The 16,774-nt window shown below is 57.7% G+C and carries 16 protein-coding genes; all 16 read left to right on the top strand.

Features of this window, described 5'->3' with window-relative positions:
* Window positions 1-10: 10 nt before the first annotated feature.
* Complete coding sequence (gene trpD, locus MCACP_RS07755; RefSeq protein ID WP_406676218.1) at window positions 11-1,030, top strand: anthranilate phosphoribosyltransferase; 1,020 nt, start codon at window positions 11-13, stop codon at window positions 1,028-1,030.
* The gene (gene trpC, locus MCACP_RS07750) at window positions 1,030-1,812 is read left to right on the top strand and encodes an indole-3-glycerol phosphate synthase TrpC (protein ID WP_406676217.1); all 783 of its coding nucleotides are present in this window, start codon (window positions 1,030-1,032) and stop codon (window positions 1,810-1,812) included. The genes trpD and trpC overlap by 1 nt, the downstream gene beginning before the upstream one ends.
* A 15-nt stretch (window positions 1,813-1,827) precedes the next feature.
* Window positions 1,828-2,487, top strand: coding sequence for a phosphoribosylanthranilate isomerase (locus MCACP_RS07745; RefSeq protein ID WP_406676215.1), 660 nt, complete (start codon window positions 1,828-1,830; stop codon window positions 2,485-2,487).
* 27 nt (window positions 2,488-2,514) lie between these two features.
* Window positions 2,515-3,720 carry a tryptophan synthase subunit beta gene (trpB, locus tag MCACP_RS07740; RefSeq protein WP_406676214.1) on the top strand — a complete coding sequence of 402 codons (1,206 nt, stop codon included), beginning with the start codon at window positions 2,515-2,517 and terminating at the stop codon, window positions 3,718-3,720.
* Window positions 3,710-4,492 carry a tryptophan synthase subunit alpha gene (trpA, locus tag MCACP_RS07735; RefSeq protein WP_406676213.1) on the top strand — a complete coding sequence of 261 codons (783 nt, stop codon included), beginning with the start codon at window positions 3,710-3,712 and terminating at the stop codon, window positions 4,490-4,492. The genes trpB and trpA overlap by 11 nt, the downstream gene beginning before the upstream one ends.
* 177 nt (window positions 4,493-4,669) lie before the next feature.
* Window positions 4,670-5,698: a 3-deoxy-7-phosphoheptulonate synthase gene (gene aroF, locus MCACP_RS07730; RefSeq protein WP_406676212.1), complete on the top strand. Its 1,029-nt coding sequence runs from the start codon at window positions 4,670-4,672 to the stop codon at window positions 5,696-5,698.
* Window positions 5,695-6,555: a prephenate dehydratase gene (gene pheA / locus MCACP_RS07725; RefSeq protein ID WP_406676211.1), complete on the top strand. Its 861-nt coding sequence runs from the start codon at window positions 5,695-5,697 to the stop codon at window positions 6,553-6,555. Before aroF ends, pheA begins: the two co-directional genes overlap by 4 nt.
* Complete coding sequence (locus MCACP_RS07720) at window positions 6,546-7,721, top strand: prephenate dehydrogenase/arogenate dehydrogenase family protein (protein WP_406676210.1); 1,176 nt, start codon at window positions 6,546-6,548, stop codon at window positions 7,719-7,721. The genes pheA and MCACP_RS07720 overlap by 10 nt, the downstream gene beginning before the upstream one ends.
* A 59-nt stretch (window positions 7,722-7,780) precedes the next feature.
* On the top strand, window positions 7,781-9,091 hold the full coding sequence (gene aroA, locus MCACP_RS07715; RefSeq protein ID WP_406676209.1) for a 3-phosphoshikimate 1-carboxyvinyltransferase: 1,311 nt from the start codon (window positions 7,781-7,783) through the stop codon (window positions 9,089-9,091).
* Entirely contained in the window at window positions 9,091-9,795 is a 705-nt protein-coding gene (cmk, locus tag MCACP_RS07710) for a (d)CMP kinase (protein ID WP_406678715.1), read from the top strand. The genes aroA and cmk overlap by 1 nt, the downstream gene beginning before the upstream one ends.
* Window positions 9,796-9,951: 156 nt before the next feature.
* Window positions 9,952-10,530 (top strand): lysophospholipid acyltransferase family protein, encoded by a 579-nt coding sequence (locus MCACP_RS07705; protein WP_406676208.1) that lies wholly within the window; start codon window positions 9,952-9,954, stop codon window positions 10,528-10,530.
* Window positions 10,531-10,644: 114 nt separating this feature from the next.
* Window positions 10,645-12,846, top strand: a complete 2,202-nt coding sequence (locus tag MCACP_RS07700; RefSeq protein WP_406676207.1) for a bifunctional 4-hydroxy-3-methylbut-2-enyl diphosphate reductase/30S ribosomal protein S1 — start codon at window positions 10,645-10,647, stop codon at window positions 12,844-12,846.
* A gap of 18 nt (window positions 12,847-12,864) precedes the next feature.
* Complete coding sequence (gene fni, locus MCACP_RS07695; protein WP_406676206.1) at window positions 12,865-13,953, top strand: type 2 isopentenyl-diphosphate Delta-isomerase; 1,089 nt, start codon at window positions 12,865-12,867, stop codon at window positions 13,951-13,953.
* A gap of 60 nt (window positions 13,954-14,013) precedes the next feature.
* Window positions 14,014-14,688: a hypothetical protein gene (locus tag MCACP_RS07690; RefSeq protein WP_406676205.1), complete on the top strand. Its 675-nt coding sequence runs from the start codon at window positions 14,014-14,016 to the stop codon at window positions 14,686-14,688.
* Window positions 14,689-14,760: 72 nt separating this feature from the next.
* Window positions 14,761-15,498: a DUF1614 domain-containing protein gene (locus MCACP_RS07685; RefSeq protein WP_406676204.1), complete on the top strand. Its 738-nt coding sequence runs from the start codon at window positions 14,761-14,763 to the stop codon at window positions 15,496-15,498.
* Window positions 15,491-16,774 carry a stage II sporulation protein P gene (spoIIP, locus tag MCACP_RS07680; protein WP_406676203.1) on the top strand — a complete coding sequence of 428 codons (1,284 nt, stop codon included), beginning with the start codon at window positions 15,491-15,493 and terminating at the stop codon, window positions 16,772-16,774. The genes MCACP_RS07685 and spoIIP overlap by 8 nt, the downstream gene beginning before the upstream one ends.

The raw sequence follows: 16,774 nt of genomic DNA, 5'->3' as shown, positions 1-16,774 counted from the left end.
GATGAGCAGAGTGTTAAAGTCCCTAATTGGCCAGGTAGTAGCTGGCCGGGATTTAAGTGAAAGCGAAGCTGAGCAAGCAATGGATATGATTATGACAGGCGAAGCCACCCCGGCCCAGATAGCTGCCTTTCTTACCGCCCTGCGCCTGAAGGGCGAAACGGTAGAAGAAATCACCGGCTTTGCCCGGAGCATGCGCCGCCGGGCGGCCGGCCTCACCACCCGCCACCGGGTCTTTATTGACACCTGCGGGACCGGCGGTGACGGCCGCCATACTTTTAACATTTCCACCACGGCCGCCTTCGTTATTGCCGGCGCCGGTGTGGCCGTAGCCAAACACGGCAATCGTTCCGTATCCAGCCGCTGCGGCAGCGCCGATGTGCTGGAGGCCCTGGGGATCAAGGTTGACTTGCCGCCGGCAGCCGTGGCCAGCTGCCTGGATGAGGTGGGCATGGCTTTCCTTTTTGCCCCGGTATTCCACGGTGCCATGAAGTATGCCGCCGGTCCGCGCCGGGAAATCGGCATCCGCACCGTCTTTAACCTCCTTGGTCCTCTTACCAATCCGGCCGGTGCCCCCTGTCAGCTGGTGGGCGTCTATGATCCTTCTTTAACGGAAACAGTTGCCGCTGTCCTGGGGCGGCTGGGGAGCCGCCGGGCCTACGTGGTCCACGGCAGCGACGGCCTGGACGAAGTCACCACCACCGGACCTACGAAAATAACCTGCCTGGATCACGGCCGCCTCACCACTTATACCTTTTATCCCGAGGATGCCGGCCTGCCCCGGGCCAGTTTAGAAGACCTGGCCGGGGGGACGGCAGCCGATAATGCTGCCATTACCCGCTCCGTACTGAAGGGCGAAAAGAGCCCGGCCCGGGACGTGGTCCTTTTGAACGCCGCCTTCGGTCTCCTGGCTGCAGGAGTGGAAACCTCCCTTTCCGCTGCCCTGGCGGCAGCGGAAAGAAGCATTGATTCCGGCGCCGCCATGGCCAAACTCCAGAATATGACGGCCTGGATAGAAAGCTGGGCTGCCTGATGCTGGCGGAGATTCTGGCCCATAAACGCCGGGAAGTGGCGACGGCCAGGGAGCAAAGGCCCCTGGCCCAACTGGAAAAGGAGGTAAAAAATTTACCCTTGACCGGGGATTTCAGCGCCGCCCTGCGCCGCCGGGGGGCCGACCTGAACCTCATTGCCGAATTAAAGCAGGCTTCACCTTCCCGGGGCCTGATCCGGGACGCCTTTGACCCGGAGGAGCAGGCCCGGCTTTATACAGCTGCCGGGGCGGCGGCCATTTCCGTATTAACAGACTGGCGCTACTTTAAGGGTAAGCCGGAGTACCTGTCCCGGGTGCGGCAGGTAACCTCCCTGCCGCTGCTCCGCAAGGATTTTATTGTTGACCCCTACCAGATTTATGAAGCCCGGGCTTTAGGTGCCGATGCTGTGCTGCTAATTGTCGCCGCCCTGGAGCCGGCAGAACTGCAGGAATACCTGGCCCTGGCGGCTAGGCTTGAGCTGGGGGCCCTGGTGGAAGTCCATACGGAGGCAGAAGTTGAAGTGGCCCTCCAGGCCGGCGCCGGGATTATCGGCATCAATAACCGGGATTTACGGACCTTTAAAGTCGACCTGCATACCACCCTTGCTTTACGGCCCTTGATCCCCCCGGGGCCCGTAGTGGTCAGCGAAAGCGGGATCATGAGCCGGGCCGATGCGGCCCTGGTAGCCGGGGCCGGCGTTGATGCCATCCTGGTGGGGGAAGCCCTGATGACGGCGGGAGATGTAAGTGCAAAAATCGCCGAGTTGAGGTATCCTAAAGCATAACAGGAGTGGCGTTAAATGGTCAGGGTAAAAATTTGCGGCATCCAGAGCTATGAAGAAGCCCGGATGGTCCTGGACGCCGGCGTCGATACCCTGGGTTTTGTCTTTGCCAGGAGTCCCAGGCAGATAAACCCGGAAACCGCCCGGGAGATAATCATGAAACTGCCGCCCTTTACCACGACGGTAGGCGTTTTCGTGAATGAGCCCCGTTACAGCCTTATGGAAATAGCCTCCTTCTGCCGCCTGGATGTCCTTCAGCTCCATGGTGACGAACCGCCGGAATACTGCCGCGGTTTTTCCCAGCGGGTCATTAAAGCCTTCCGGGTACGGGATGCCAGCTTTATCCGGGCCATGGACTCTTACCCGGAGGTACAGGGCTTCCTTCTGGATGCTTATGTCCCGGGGGTCGCCGGCGGCAGCGGCCGGACCTTTAACTGGGAACTGGCCAAAGATGCCGTGGCCAGGGGCCGGCCTATCATCCTGGCCGGGGGCCTGACACCCGAAAATGTTGGCACCGCCATCCGTACCGTGCGGCCCTATGCCGTCGATGTCGCCAGCGGCGTGGAAACAAACGGCCGCAAGGATCCGGTCAAAATACTTTCATTTCTCCGGGCTGTGAGGGAAGCTGAAGAGCAGGTCAGCCGTCCAGCCACCGCATCACCCCTAGCGAAGAGGTGAAAATACTGATACGGAGGTAAAAGCAATATGACCTTACCAGACAGCCGGGGGCATTTTGGTCCCTACGGCGGGCGCTTCGTACCCGAAACCCTCATGCCGGCCCTGAGCGAAATCGAAAAGGCATACCGGGAGGCCAGGGAGGATGCCGCCTTTCAAGGGGAATTAAAATATTACCTTGAGCAGTACGCCGGCCGGCCGACACCTCTATATTTCGCAGCCAATCTCACCAGGCATCTGGGCGGGGCCCGGATCTACCTGAAGCGCGAAGATCTCAACCATACCGGTTCCCACAAGCTGAATAACGCCCTGGGCCAGGCTTTGCTCGCCCGGCGCATGGGCAAAAAACGCCTTATTGCCGAAACCGGTGCCGGCCAGCACGGGGTGGCCACAGCCACCGTGGCCGCCCTCCTGGGAATGGAATGCGAAATTTACATGGGGGAAGAAGATACCCGCCGCCAGGCCCTGAATGTCTTCCGCATGGAACTCCTGGGGGCCAGGGTAATCCCCGTGGCGGCCGGCAGCCGAACTTTAAAGGATGCCGTAAATGAAGCCCTGCGGGACTGGGTTACCAATGTCCGGACCACCTATTATCTAATCGGTTCAGTTGTTGGTCCCCACCCCTACCCCATGATGGTCCGGGACTTCCAGGCCGTCATCGGTGCAGAAACACGGCAGCAGGTCCTGGAAGCTACAGGACGCCTGCCGGACCACCTCATTGCGTGTGTTGGTGGGGGCAGCAACGCCATGGGCCTCTTTTATCCCTTTATCCAGGACACCGGTGTCAAGATGTGGGGCGCCGAAGCGGCCGGACTGGGGTTAAATACCGGCCGGCATGCAGCCTCGTTAACTGCCGGCCGGCCCGGCGTCTTCCAGGGAGCTTACAGCTATATCGTCCAGGACGAAAACGGCCAGATCAAGCCGGTATACTCGCTTTCAGCCGGCCTCGATTATCCCGGCGTAGGACCGGAGCATAGCTACCTTAAAGACAGCGGCCGGGCCACTTATGTGGCCATTACCGATGCCGAGGCTCTGGAGGCTTTCCAACTGCTGAGCCGTACTGAAGGCATCATTCCGGCCCTGGAGAGTGCCCATGCGGTGGCCCTGGCCATGAAAGTGGCCCCCGGGTTATCACAGGACGAAATTATCGTTGTTAATCTCTCCGGCCGCGGCGATAAGGACGTCCAGCAGGTGGAAGCTGTGCTTCAGGAGGGAGGAAAAAACCATGGGTGTTGAAAGGATCGCCGCTGCCTTTGCCGCCAGGAAAAAGGAAGGGCGCAAGGCCTTAATCGTCTACCTCTGTGCCGGGGATCCTTCCCTGGAGGTGACGGCGGCGGCCGTTGAGGAACTGGCGGCAGCCGGGGTTGATATCATTGAGCTGGGGGTACCCTTCTCCGATCCCGTGGCCGATGGCCCGGTCATCCAGGCCGCCAGCACCCGCGCCCTGGCCGGGGGGACGAATTTAAAGAAAATCCTGGATATGGTTAAGGATTTACGCTCCCGGGTGAGCCTGCCCCTGGTCCTTATGAGCTACTACAATCCCCTCCTCCAGTACGGCCTGACAGCGCTGGCTGCCGATCTGGCCGCGGCCGGGGTAGACGGCCTGATCGTTCCCGACCTGCCCCTGGAAGAAAGCGCCCCTTTGCGAGAAAAATTAGCAGCGGTAAAACTAGCGGCCATTCCCCTGGTGGCGCCGACTACGCCGGCAGAACGCCTGCAGCAAATTGCCGCGGCAGCGCAGGGCTTTATCTACTGCGTTTCCCTGACCGGGGTAACCGGAGCCAGGGAAGGCCTGCCGCCGGGCATTGCAGCTTATCTCGCCAGGGTGCGGCAGACAACGGACCTCCCCCTGGGAGTGGGTTTTGGTATCAGTAATGCTGAACAGGCCAGGCTCCTGGCCCCTCTCTGCGACGGCATTATCGTTGGCAGCGCCGTCGTTCAGGCGCTCCGTAAAGGGGGCGTGCCGGCAGCTGCAGAACTTGTGCATAGTTTGCGCCAGGCTATATAAAAACAATAAAAGTCCCCTTGCCAGGAGGGGGGCACTGTGCTATAGTCTAAATTGTAGTATGGTAGGATATACTCAAGGGTTGTTTAAATGGCAGGATGGTAGGACGGCAGGAGAGATGGGATTTAAAAAACGTCACTCCTGGCGGGGTGACGTTTTGCTTTTGCAGGGGGGGTACAAATGATCATTATCATGGAGCCCGGGGCAACTTCTGAAGAACAGCAAAATGTGATAGCGCGCCTGGAACGGGAGGGGTTCAAGGTGCACCTGTCTCGGGGAGTAGAACGGACCGTAATAGGTGCCATCGGCGATAAGACACGTTTAAGGGCTGAGACCCTGGCCGCTCTGCCCGGGGTGGAAAAGGTGGTGCCCATTTTACACCCCTACAAACTGGCCGGACGGGACTTTCACCCCGAGGACACCATAGTACCGGTAAGGGAGTTGACCATTGGCGGCCGCCAGGTCCACATTATCGCCGGACCCTGCGCGGTGGAAAGCCGGGAGCAGCTCCTGGAAACCGCCATGGCCGTTCGCGAGGCCGGGGCGACCATGCTGCGGGGGGGCGCCTATAAACCCCGCAGCTCACCTTACTCCTTCCAGGGCCTGGCGTCTAAAGGCCTGGAATTTCTGGCCGAAGCCCGGGAAGTTACCGGTTTGCCTGTGGTGACGGAGATCATGGACCCGACTCTGGTCACTGAAGTCGCGCAGGTCGCCGATGTACTGCAAATAGGTTCCCGCAACATGCAAAACTTCGCCCTGCTCCAGGCCGTGGGCCGCACCCAAAAACCGGTGCTGTTGAAGCGTGGCCTGGCGGCGACCATCGAGGAATGGCTTCTGGCCGCCGAATATATCCTCGCTGAAGGTAACAGCCATGTCATCTTATGCGAGCGGGGCATTCGTACCTTTGAGACGTACACCCGCAATACCCTGGACCTGAGCGCCGTACCGGCAGTAAAGCATTTATCCCACCTGCCGGTCATTGTCGATCCCAGCCACGGCACCGGGCGCAAGTTTATGGTTGCGCCCATGGCCAGGGCCGCCCTGGCTGCCGGCGCCGACGGCTTAATGATCGAGGTTCACCCCAATCCCCAGGAAGCCCTTTCCGACGGTCCCCAGTCCCTGACACCGGAACAATTTGCCCGCCTGGTCCGGGAAATCCGGCCCATTATCGCTGCCGGCGAGCGGGAACTGGGGCGCCTGGTATCATGAAGGCAATAGCTTACCTGGGGCCCCCCGGGACTTTTTCCCATGAGGCGGCAGTTACCTGGGCGCGGCGGGTGGATTGCAGCCGGCAGGCCGGGGCGGCTACTTTCCTGGCCTGCCTTAGCCTCCCGGAAGTCCTGGCCGCAGTCCAAAAACGCCAGGCAGGAGCAGGGATTTTACCGGTGGAAAACTCCATCGAAGGAGCAGTGAACCTCACCCTGGATCTGATCCTGGAGGAAGAAGGCCTTAAGGTAATCGGCGAAGTAGTATTACCGATCTGCCACTGCCTTTTGAGCCAGGCCAAAGAAATGACAGCCATCCGGGAAGTCTGGTCCCACCCCCAGGCCCTGGCCCAGTGCCGGCATTACCTGGCCACTAACCTCCCAGGAGCCAAAGTTAAGGCGGTTGCCAGTACGGCCGAGGCCGCCAGGGAGGCCAGCCGGAGGCCGGAACTGGCGGCCATCGCTTCGGCCTTTGCCGCCAGGCTCTACCAGCTCCCAATACTGGCAACCGGCATCCAGGATTACCCGGATAATAAGACACGCTTCTGGGTCCTGGGCCGGGAGGCACCGCCCCTCCCCGGTCCTTACAAGACCTCCCTGGTGGTGGCGGCCCTGGCCAACCGGCCGGGGAGTCTTTATGCCATTTTAAAAGATTTTGCTGAAGCCGGCATTAATTTGACCCGCATTGAATCTCGCCCCACCAAGAAGGAGCTGGGGGAATACCTTTTCTTCATTGACTGCGAAGGAGAGGCGTCGGCCCCGCCATTAAAAGAAGTGCTGGCAGGCCTGAAAGCGAGGACGGGTTTATTAAAAATCCTGGGATCTTACTCCCGGGACAGGGGGGAAACCACTTGCTACTAAACCGGGGTCCGGTTCCGGTGGCCCCACCGCCAGCAAAGGACATTAATCGTAACAAACGATCAGGTCCCCTGGTTGAAAGAGCGGCCATCATCGGCCTGGGCCTTATTGGCGGATCCCTGGGTCTGGCCCTGCTGCAGGGAGGTCTGGCCCGGGAAGTGGCGGGCTATGACCGCGAGGTAGAGGCCATCCAGGCGGCTGTACAACTTGGTGCCATCAACAGCCGGGCTTCCAGTCCGGAGGAAGCCGTCGCCGGGGCCGAGGTGGTTATCCTGGCCGTACCTGTCGGCACTTTAAGCCAGGTAGCCGGGGCTATCGCCCCTTTCCTGGCGCCGGGGACCATTGTTACCGATACCGGTAGCGTCAAAGGAACCGTTGTCCGGGAACTGGAAAGTATCATCCCGCGTCGGGCTTTTTATGTCGGCGGCCATCCCATGGCCGGATCTGAACGGGCCGGAATCAAGGCCGCCGACCGCTATCTCCTGGAAAATGCCGTCTATGTATTGACACCGACCCCGGCCACAAATAACGAGGCTTTGCAACGCCTGGAAGAGCTGTTCCGGGCGGTGGGAGCAAGGGTTATAACCCTGGACCCGGAGGAGCACGACCTGGTGGTGGCCGGCATCAGCCATTTACCCCATCTCTTAGCCGTCAGCCTGATGCAAACAGCCGGTGAATTGGCCCGGGAGCATCCCCTAACATTGATGCTGGCTGCCGGCGGTTTCCGGGATACAACCCGCATCGCTGCGGGGAACCCGGTTATATGGCGGGATATTTTTCTCTATAACCGCCAGGCAATTCTCACTTTGTTAAAATGCTGGCGCCGCCAGGTGGAAGCCCTGGAAGGGATGATTGCCCGGGGTGATGGCGAAGAACTGCAGGCCGCTTTACAACAAGCCCGCTCTTTAAGATCCCAGGTCCCGGCACGGCAAAAGGGCCTGCTGCCCGCCCTCCATGAACTGGTAGCGACCGTCCCCGACCGGCCGGGTGTCATTGGTGCCATGGCTACGGCCCTGGGTAATGCCGGCATTAATATTATCGACATCGAAATCCTCCGGGTACGGGAGGGAGAAGGGGGCAGCATCCGCCTCGGCTTTACCACAGCCGACGCTGCCGCCAAAGCTTTAGAAATATTACAAAGCAGCGGTATTAACGCCCGGGGATTGTAAAACGGCTTGACACCGGGAGATATTCCTGGTAGTTTGGAAGGGGAAACAGGAGGCAAAGCATGCAGCTTGTTGTGAAGCCGCCACCGTTTCTGGCAGGGAGTTTAAGACCGCCCGGGGATAAATCGATTTCCCACCGGGCAGCCATTATAGGGGCTCTCGCCGAAGGGACAACGGTCATCGAGGGATTCCTGGAGGGGGCCGACTGCCTCAGCACTTTAAGATGTCTTAAGGAACTGGGAGTAGATATCGAGGGCCCCCACGAAGGCCGGGTAGTTGTCCGCGGTAAAGGGATGGGTTCCTTGCAAGAACCGGAAACTATCCTGGATGCCGGCAATTCGGGTACCACCATGCGCCTCCTCCTGGGGGTGCTGGCCGGGCAGCCATATTACAGCGTCATTACCGGCGACGCCTCCCTGCGCCGGCGCCCTATGGGCCGGGTGACGCGGCCCTTGACGGCTATGGGGGCCAGGATATGGGGACGAAATGATGGGGAACTGGCTCCCTTAAGTATCCGGGGCGGCAACCTGCAGCCCCTTACCTACACCATGCCGGTGGCCAGTGCCCAGGTAAAATCGGCGCTGTTGCTTGCCGGCCTTTTTGCCCCCGGGGAGACGGTGATTATCGAACCCTGCCGCTCACGGGATCACAGCGAGCGCCTGCTAAAAGCAGCCGGGGCTGCTATCAAGGTCGAAGGGCTGGCAGTCAGGATCGCCGGCCGGAAACCATTAAGGCCGTTAACCATCAGCGTTCCAGGGGATATTTCGGCAGCGGCTTTTTTCCTGGTAGCCGGTTGTATCCATCCGCGCGCCACAATCACCATAAAAAATGTGAACTTAAATCCCACCCGGACCGGCATTCTGGATGTACTAAAGGCTATGGGGGGGCAAATAACGGTAACACCCCTTGGCGAAAGCGGCGGCGAGCCGGTCGGTGATATCCGGGTAACCTCCAGCAGCCTCCGGGGTGTAGAGATAGGCGGCGAGGTCATTCCCCGCCTCATTGATGAAATACCGGTCCTGACAGTAGCCGCCGCCCTGGCTAAAGGAGAAACGGTAATCCGTGACGCGGCCGAACTGAGGGTGAAGGAAAGCGACCGCATCACCATGGTAGCCCGGGAGCTGGAAAGAATGGGCGCCAATATCCAGGCACGCCCCGATGGCTTCCTGATTAAAGGGCTCAAAGGGGGCAGCCTCCAGGGAACGGTGGTGGACAGCCACGGCGATCACCGCCTGGGAATGGCCCTGGCGGTAGCCGCCCTGGTAGCCGAAGGGCCAACGGTAATCAAGGGTTCTGAGTGTATGGCCATTTCTTACCCCCAATTTGCCACCGACCTGGCTCTGCTGGGGGTAGAAGTTCGGGAAGAAGAGTGATGCATAGATTGTACGGTAACGTAGCCATCGACGGTCCGGCCGGGGCCGGTAAAAGCACAGCAGCCAGGCTCCTGGCGCAAAAGCTGGATTATCTATATATTGACAGCGGGGCTATGTACCGGGCCCTGACGTGGAAAGCCTTGCGCCAGGGAATAGACCTGGCCGACGAACGGCAGCTGGTGGCCCTGGCAGAGGCTACTACTATCAAGCTGGAAAATACGGCTGCCGGCACGGTGAAGGTTTATTGCGATGGTGAGGAAATTACGGCAGCCATCCGGCAGGAAACTGTTTCTCACCTTGTATCAACTGTCGCCCGGGTCCCAGGAGTGCGGCGGCGGCTGGTGGAGCTCCAGCGGCAAATGGCCTCCTGCAACCGGGTGGTCATGGACGGCCGCGATATCGGCACCAATGTTCTCCCGGAAGCGCCCTACAAGTTTTTCCTGACGGCTTCCCTGGAAGAGAGAGCGCGGCGGCGTTACCAGGAACTCACAGCTTCTGGCCGGCCGGTAGACCTGGAAATTGTAAAGGAAGAAATTCGCAGGCGAGATGCCCAGGATAGCCAGCGTGAAGTTAATCCCTTGCAACCGGCGCCCGACGCCGTGATCATTGATACCACCAATATGAAAGTGGAAGAAGTGGTGGCGAAAATGCTGGAACTAATTCAGGCCCATCATGGGGTTAATACCACCGCCGGCGAACCATGAAAATTTGCCTGCGGAACCAGGAGCCTGATCATGGGCAAGCGGCAGGCGACGAGCAGCGGTCCGAACCGCTTCGTAGTCCTGCCGGTCGCGGCGCAGGGACATATAATCCCCAGAAGGTACCATTGGCAGTACCCTATTTTCGGAGGAGTCCTCCAGGTGTTTTACCAGTTGGCTAAATTTGTCTGTTATCTCTTCTTGCGCTTCTTCTGTCGTTGGGAAGTTCAGGGACGGGAAAACTTCCCCCTTGAAGGACCGGTTATCGTTATTGCCAACCATATCTCCCTTCTGGACCCGGTGGTTGTCGGCGTGGCCTCTCCCCGGACGGTGCGTTTTATGGCCAAGGAAGAGCTTTTCCATATTCCCATAGTTAATTGGCTAATCAAGGGGCTGCACGCCTTTCCCGTCCGGCGGGGGCGCTCCGACCGGGCGGCTTTAAAAGCAGCCCTGGAGATCCTCCGTGACGGCCAGGTCCTCGGGATGTTTCCCGAGGGTACCCGCAGCAAGGACGGCCGGCTCCTTCCTTTTCAGCATGGCGCCGCCCTGCTGGCCTTGAAAGCCGGTGCCCCTGTGCTGCCGGTGGCTATAAAAAATACCAATAGAGTCTTTCGTGGCGGAAGGATTAAAGTTATCTTCGGCCAGCCTTTAAAATTGGAGACTGCTGGTCCAAGTACACCCCACCAGGTCGAGGACCTGACAGCTGCCGCTTACCAGGCAGTAGCCAGAATGCTGGCTTAAAGCCAGCTTTTTTTAATGACAGGCAGGAATTTGCTTCTTTTTCGCGAAATGTAAATAATGTTTGGCTTGAATTAGCAAACTAAATTTTAGCCCTTAATCAGGAGAAGAGCTTTAGTGGAAGTGATTGTTGCTGATTATGCGGGCTTTTGTTTTGGCGTCACGCGGGCCGTAAAACAAGCCAGGGAGGCTCCCAAACCGGTCGCTTCCCTGGGGGCCCTAATCCATAACCGGCAAGTAGTGGAACAACTGGCCAGTGAAGGTGTCCACCCGGTAAATTCCCTGGAAGAAGTAGATAGCGGCCGGGTATTAATCCGTTCCCACGGCGTGACGCCGGAAATTTTAGCCGCGGCCCGGGAAAAGGGCCTGGAGGTTATCGATGCTACCTGCCCCTACGTAGCGCGGGCCCAGCGCCTGGCCAGGAAACTGGCTGATGAGGGTTACCAGGTAATAATTGTAGGTGATCCGGCACACCCCGAGGTTGAAGGGTTACTCGGCTGGGCCGGTCCAGGGGCAGTAGTAGTTCCCAATAAAGAAGCAGCAGCAACCCTACCCTTTCACCCCCGGCGGGCGGTTTTAGCCCAGACCACCCAGCCGGAGGAGAGGTTGGAGCAAGTTGCAGCTGTTCTGCGTTCCAATACGGACACTCTGGTAGTACACAATACCGTTTGCCATGCTACCCGCCGGCGCCAGGAAGCAGCAGTTAACCTTGCGCGCCAGGTAGACGTAATGTTGGTAGTCGGCGGTAAGGAGAGCGCCAACACCCGGCACCTGGCAGAGCTCTGCCGGGCTACGGGGACGCCGACCTACCACATAGAAAGGGCCGGGGAGTTGTGTCGCCAGTGGTTTATTAATGCCCGGAGGGTCGGGGTTACAGGTGGCGCTTCGACCCCAGCGTGGATTATTGAGGAGGTAGTAGCAATGCTGGCTGAACAGGAAAAGGTACTATTCCCAGAAGATGAAAAGGAACCGGCAAGGGTACCGGAAGGAGCTGACTTCGCGCCGGCCGGGGAAAATAACGAGGTTGAAGGTAAACCGGAAAATAGTTCTGCCGTTACATCCGCAGGGGCAGAGGACACCACGGGAGCAGCAGGAGCCGCAGCTGTTCCGGCAGAGCCGGTAATTACGGAACCGGCCGCTCCCGGAGAACAACAAGAAGAGCAAAAAAATGAAATGCAACAAATGGAAGCTAAAATGCCTGAACTACGGCGGGGTAGCATTGTCACGGGTACAGTAGTCCAGGTTAACGATAATGAGGTCCTGGTGGATGTAGGAGGCAAGTGCGAGGGTATTATTCCTTTAAATGAGCTCACACACCGTAATATAAGCGACCCCCGTGAAGTAGTAGCCGTAGGCGATACCATCAATGTCATGGTTTTAAAACCCGAAAACGAAGAAGGCCATCCCGTTTTATCCAAGCGCCGCGCTGACCGCCGGGTTGCCTGGGAGAAACTGGAGGAACACCTGGCCAGCGGCGCCGAAATTCAGGGTGAAGTTATCGAAGTAGTTAAAGGTGGTTTACTGGTCGATGTAGGCGTCAGGGGTTTCGTCCCAGCTTCCCTCATAGAAAGGGGTTACGTCGAAGACTTAAACGCCTACCTGGGTAAAACTTTGCGCCTGCGGGTCATCGAGCTGGACCGCAGCAAGAATAAAGTTGTTCTTTCCCAGAAAGCCATCCTGGAAGAAGAGTATGAAAAACAACGCCAGGCTACCTGGGATAGCCTGGAGGTAGGCCAGGTACGTAAAGGTATCGTCCGGCGGCTGACCAACTTTGGTGCCTTCGTCGATCTGGGCGGTGTCGATGGCCTGCTCCATGTCTCGGAAATTTCCTGGGGCCGGGTGGAACACCCCAGGGATGCCCTGCAGGAAGGCCAGGAAATCGAAGTCAAAATTCTGGGTATCGACAGGGAAGAAGGTAAAGTTTCCCTGGGACGCAAACAACTCCTGCCCAATCCCTGGGATACGGCCGCCAGCCGTTACCCGGTGGGAACGATTGTGGAAGGTAAAGTTCTGCGCCTGGCTCCCTTTGGCGCTTTTGTAGAAGTCGAACCGGGTATTGAGGGCCTGGTGCATATCTCCCAGCTGGCGGACCGGCACGTAGAAAAGCCCGAGGATGTGGTAAATATAGGGGATGTTATCCCGGTTAAAGTCCTGGGGGTAGACCAGGAAGCCCATCGCATGAGCCTGAGTCTTCGCCAGGCTCTGCGGGACAAGGCCAAAAAGCAGCCCAAACAAGTTGATAAACACCAGGAAAACCAGGAAGAAAGTGGCGTGAAACTGGGTGACCTGTTTGGGGAGCTTTTTGAAGAGGCAAAATAAAACACGAGGCGGAAAAGGATGCCAGAGACTATAGCGGGAAGAGGTCGGCGTAAGCTGGAGCACCTGCGTTTCTTCCAGCAAGAGGGTAACGGTACCAGCGGCCTGGAGGATGTCCATTTAATCCATCAGGCCCTGCCGGAACTTGATTGGACGGATATTAATCTTAGCTGTCGGTGGCTGGGGAAAACCCTGGCCGCCCCTTTTATTATAAACGCCCTTACCGGCGGCCCCCCGGAAACCAAGGAAATCAACGCTGCTCTGGCCAGGGTGGCCCGGCGGACGGGCATTGCCATGGCCGTAGGTTCCCAGAGGGCTGCAATAGAAAATAAAACCTGGGTGGAAAGTTTCGCCATCGCCCGCAGGGAAAATCCGGAAGGCTTAATCCTGGCCAACCTGGGAGCCGGTAATTCACCGGAAGCCGCCCACGAAGCGGTAGCCATGATCGCGGCCGATGGTTTGCAGGTACACCTCAACGCCGCCCAGGAATTAGTTATGCCGGAGGGCGACCGTTCCTTTCGGGGTTGGCTGGAAAATATAAAGGATATGGTAAACTTCCTGGATGTACCCGTTATTGCTAAAGAAGTGGGTTTTGGCCTGTCCCGGGAAGCAGCCTTACAGTTATATCACAGCGGCGTTCGTATCCTTGATGTCGGCGGCCGCGGCGGGACAGATTTCGCCGCTATTGAAAATAAACGCCGGGACCGCCAGATTATGGCCCTGGCCCAGTGGGGCCTGCCGACAGCTGTGAGCATCCTGGAAATTAAGGAACTGGGCTTGCCGGTTGAGATTGTGGCCACCGGCGGTATCCGCAGTGCCCTGGATGCCGCCCGGGCCCTGGCCTTGGGGGCGAAAATTGTTGGTGTGGCCGGTTATTTCTTAAAAATTCTCCTGGACGAAGGAGAAGAGGCGCTGGCGCAGGAGATTTTCAACTGGCAGGAAGATTTAAAACGCATTTGCCTTTTAACCGGCTGTACCACCCCGGCAGAACTAGCAAATAAACCTCTGGTCATTACCGGGAAGACGAAAGCCTGGCTGGAGGGTATTCAGCGCCGGCCTGGATGCAGGTCTTACGGTAGGTCTGTTCACAAATGCTATAACAAACGATAGCCATTATAAAAACACTCCCACCAGACCCCTCAACCATGTAAGGGTTTGGTGGATTTTTTTATGCTTTCGAGGCCCGGCATTGCTGCCCTTGGTGCCGTAGACGATTATGCCTTTTTTATATGGGGTTTGCTGGAGCTTTATGAAGCGGCTTTTGCACCACGATTTTTGCGTAAAGCGATAGAATTAAATAACCAGATGCTTGACCTTTTTTGGGATAGCGATGGCGGGGGACTCTTTTTCTACGGTTTGGATGGCGAGCAGCTGTTTGCCCGGCCTAAAGAAATATATGATGGGGCTGTACCCTCCGGCAACTCTGTCGCTGCCTGCAACCTGTTGATGCTTGCCAGGTTGACCGGCGATGAAAGACTGGCGGAAAAAGGGCGGCAGATATTTAAGGCCTTTGCCGGAGAAGTGGTGAAGCAAACTTCGGCTTATTCTTTTTTAATGGTGGCGCTGCTTTTCGCCACCGGGGCTTCCAGGGAAATTGTCGTTGCAGGTAAACCCCAGGCCAGGGATACACAAGCAATGATTAAAAAAATAAATTCACATTACCTGCCCAACACAGTAGTAATTTTTCATCCCGTCGGCAACGCCGGTAACGAGATACGCAATCTAATACCGTATATCGGTGAAATGCGCCCTCTGGAGGGGACAAAAGCTACGGCTTATGTCTGTGAAAACTTCGCCTGCCAGGCACCTACAATGGATTTAGACCGCTTGGAGGAACTCCTTTAAGACTACTCTTCAATCCGGGACCGGTATATTTCTTACCTGACGGGGAAATCTAACCCTGGAAGGTGATTAACTATGACGGGATATACTACCGGTGTTTTACTTTTAGTTATCATCTTTGCCCTGGTCTATTTTGGCCTGGCCCACCGGGTTCTGGACCGTCTATATTTAAGCGACCGGGCTGCTCTGGCCCTCATTGTCGCCATGATTTTCGGCAGCTTTATCAATATCCCGATCACCAGCGGCCGGGTAGTTACTACTGTTAACGTAGGTGGCGGCCTGATACCCCTGGGCCTGGCCGTTTATGTCCTGTACCGGGCCGGAACCGCATGGGAAGCAGGTCGGGCTTTGCTGGGGGCAGTAATTACCGCCGCCGTACTTTCTGGCATCAGCATCCTGACCCGGGGCCGGGAAGCCTGGAATGTTTACGGCCTGAGCCTCTTAGACCCCCTTTACTATTACCCCCTCATCGCCGGTGTAGTAGCCTACCTTGTAGGTCGCTCCCGCCGGGCAGCCTTTGTTGGAGCTATTCTGGGAGTGCTGTTGCTGGATGTTGTCGACCTTTTTTACTACCTCAGCCGGGGTTTAAGAGGAACGGTAGCCTTCGGTGGGGCCGGTATAATCGATGTTACTTTTATGGCCGCCGTTGTGGCCGTACTCCTGGCAGAATTTATCGGTGAAGCGCGGGAAAGAATCCAGGGTGGGCCGGAGGCTTCCAGACGCCCTCGTTCCCTGCTGGCCGGATTGCGGGGAACATCACTAAAACCTTTACCAGACAATAAAAAGGATAACGGTGGTGAACAGGGTGAATAAATTAAGGAGATCTCGTAGATTTTGGGGAGGACTGCTTCTGTTTGTTTCCGCCCTGGCCCTGGCGGCTATCCTTACCTTCCAGGAAAGCCGTCAGGTAGCTGTTGCCAGGGTCTTCAGCCTGAAAAACCTGCTGATCAGCCAGGACCATACCGAAGGCGAGTATTCCATTTTAGTTGACGAACAGGGGCGGATCCTGGATATGATGGCCCGCCGGATATACATCAACGATGAGTTTATTGCCGCCGACAACCACCGTTATAAGGTAATTCGCATTGAAGGGAACCGGGCTATCTGCCGGCAAATAGGTATAGAGCAGCTTTCCCAGGGGGAAGAAAAAGTAGATGTTCCCTCGAAAGCAGTTGCCCCGGTTCAGGCCGGAGGCACCCAGGTAATCGGCATTTACCATTCCCATGACGATGAATCCTACGTACCCACTCAAGGTACAGAGAGTATACCCGGCCGTGGCGGTGTCCTGCAGGTGGGTACGGCCCTTGCCAATCGCCTGCGCAGCCTGGGCTTAACTGTAATCGATGACCAGACCTCCCATGCCCCCCATGACGACGCGGCTTACCGGCGCTCGCGTCGTACGGCCACGGGTTTACTGCAAAAAGGGGCAGCAGCCATCTTTGACCTGCACCGCGATGGCGTACCTGACCCCACCTTTTACCGCCGCACCATTGACGGCCAGGATGTAACGATGATTCGACTGGTCGTCGGCCGGGAAAATCAGAATATGAGCGCCAACCTGGATTTCGCCAAACGGCTCAAGGCAGCCGCCGATGCCAGGTATCCCGGCTTGATCAGGGGGATTTTTATCGGCGCCGGCAGCTATAACCAGGACCTGTCACCCCGGGCCATGCTCCTGGAGGTCGGTACCCATACCAATACCCTGCCTGAAGCTGAACGGGGGGCAACACTTTTTGCCGACATTGTACCTCCTGTCCTGGGAGTGGCTGCCCGGCCTGCGGCCGCCCGTACTCCCAGCACGGCTGCCGACTGGAAAGGCGTCCTGTTTGTCATCCTGGCCGTCATCCTTGGCGGCGGCGCTTACCTGATTGTTTCTGCCGGCGGCTGGAATAAAGCCGTGGCCAGGCTAAAGCAGTTTACTTCGATAGAGTGGGTCAATTTACTGGGTTGGAGGCGGGCAAGGCGGCCCGTGTTGCCCAGAGAAAAAGGATGGGAACCAGGTAACCGGAAGGAAATGGTGAAATATGACAGGAAACCTGCCCCAGAATCATTATCCAATGAGGAAAGGGCTGACTGGCAAAAGGATTAA

Source organism: Neomoorella carbonis, from assembly GCF_045278715.1.
GTDB lineage: Bacteria > Bacillota > DSM-521 > Neomoorellales > Neomoorellaceae > Neomoorella > Neomoorella carbonis.
The sequence above is the reverse complement of the archived record's forward strand: the minus strand, read 5'-3'. Positions and strand labels throughout refer to the sequence as shown.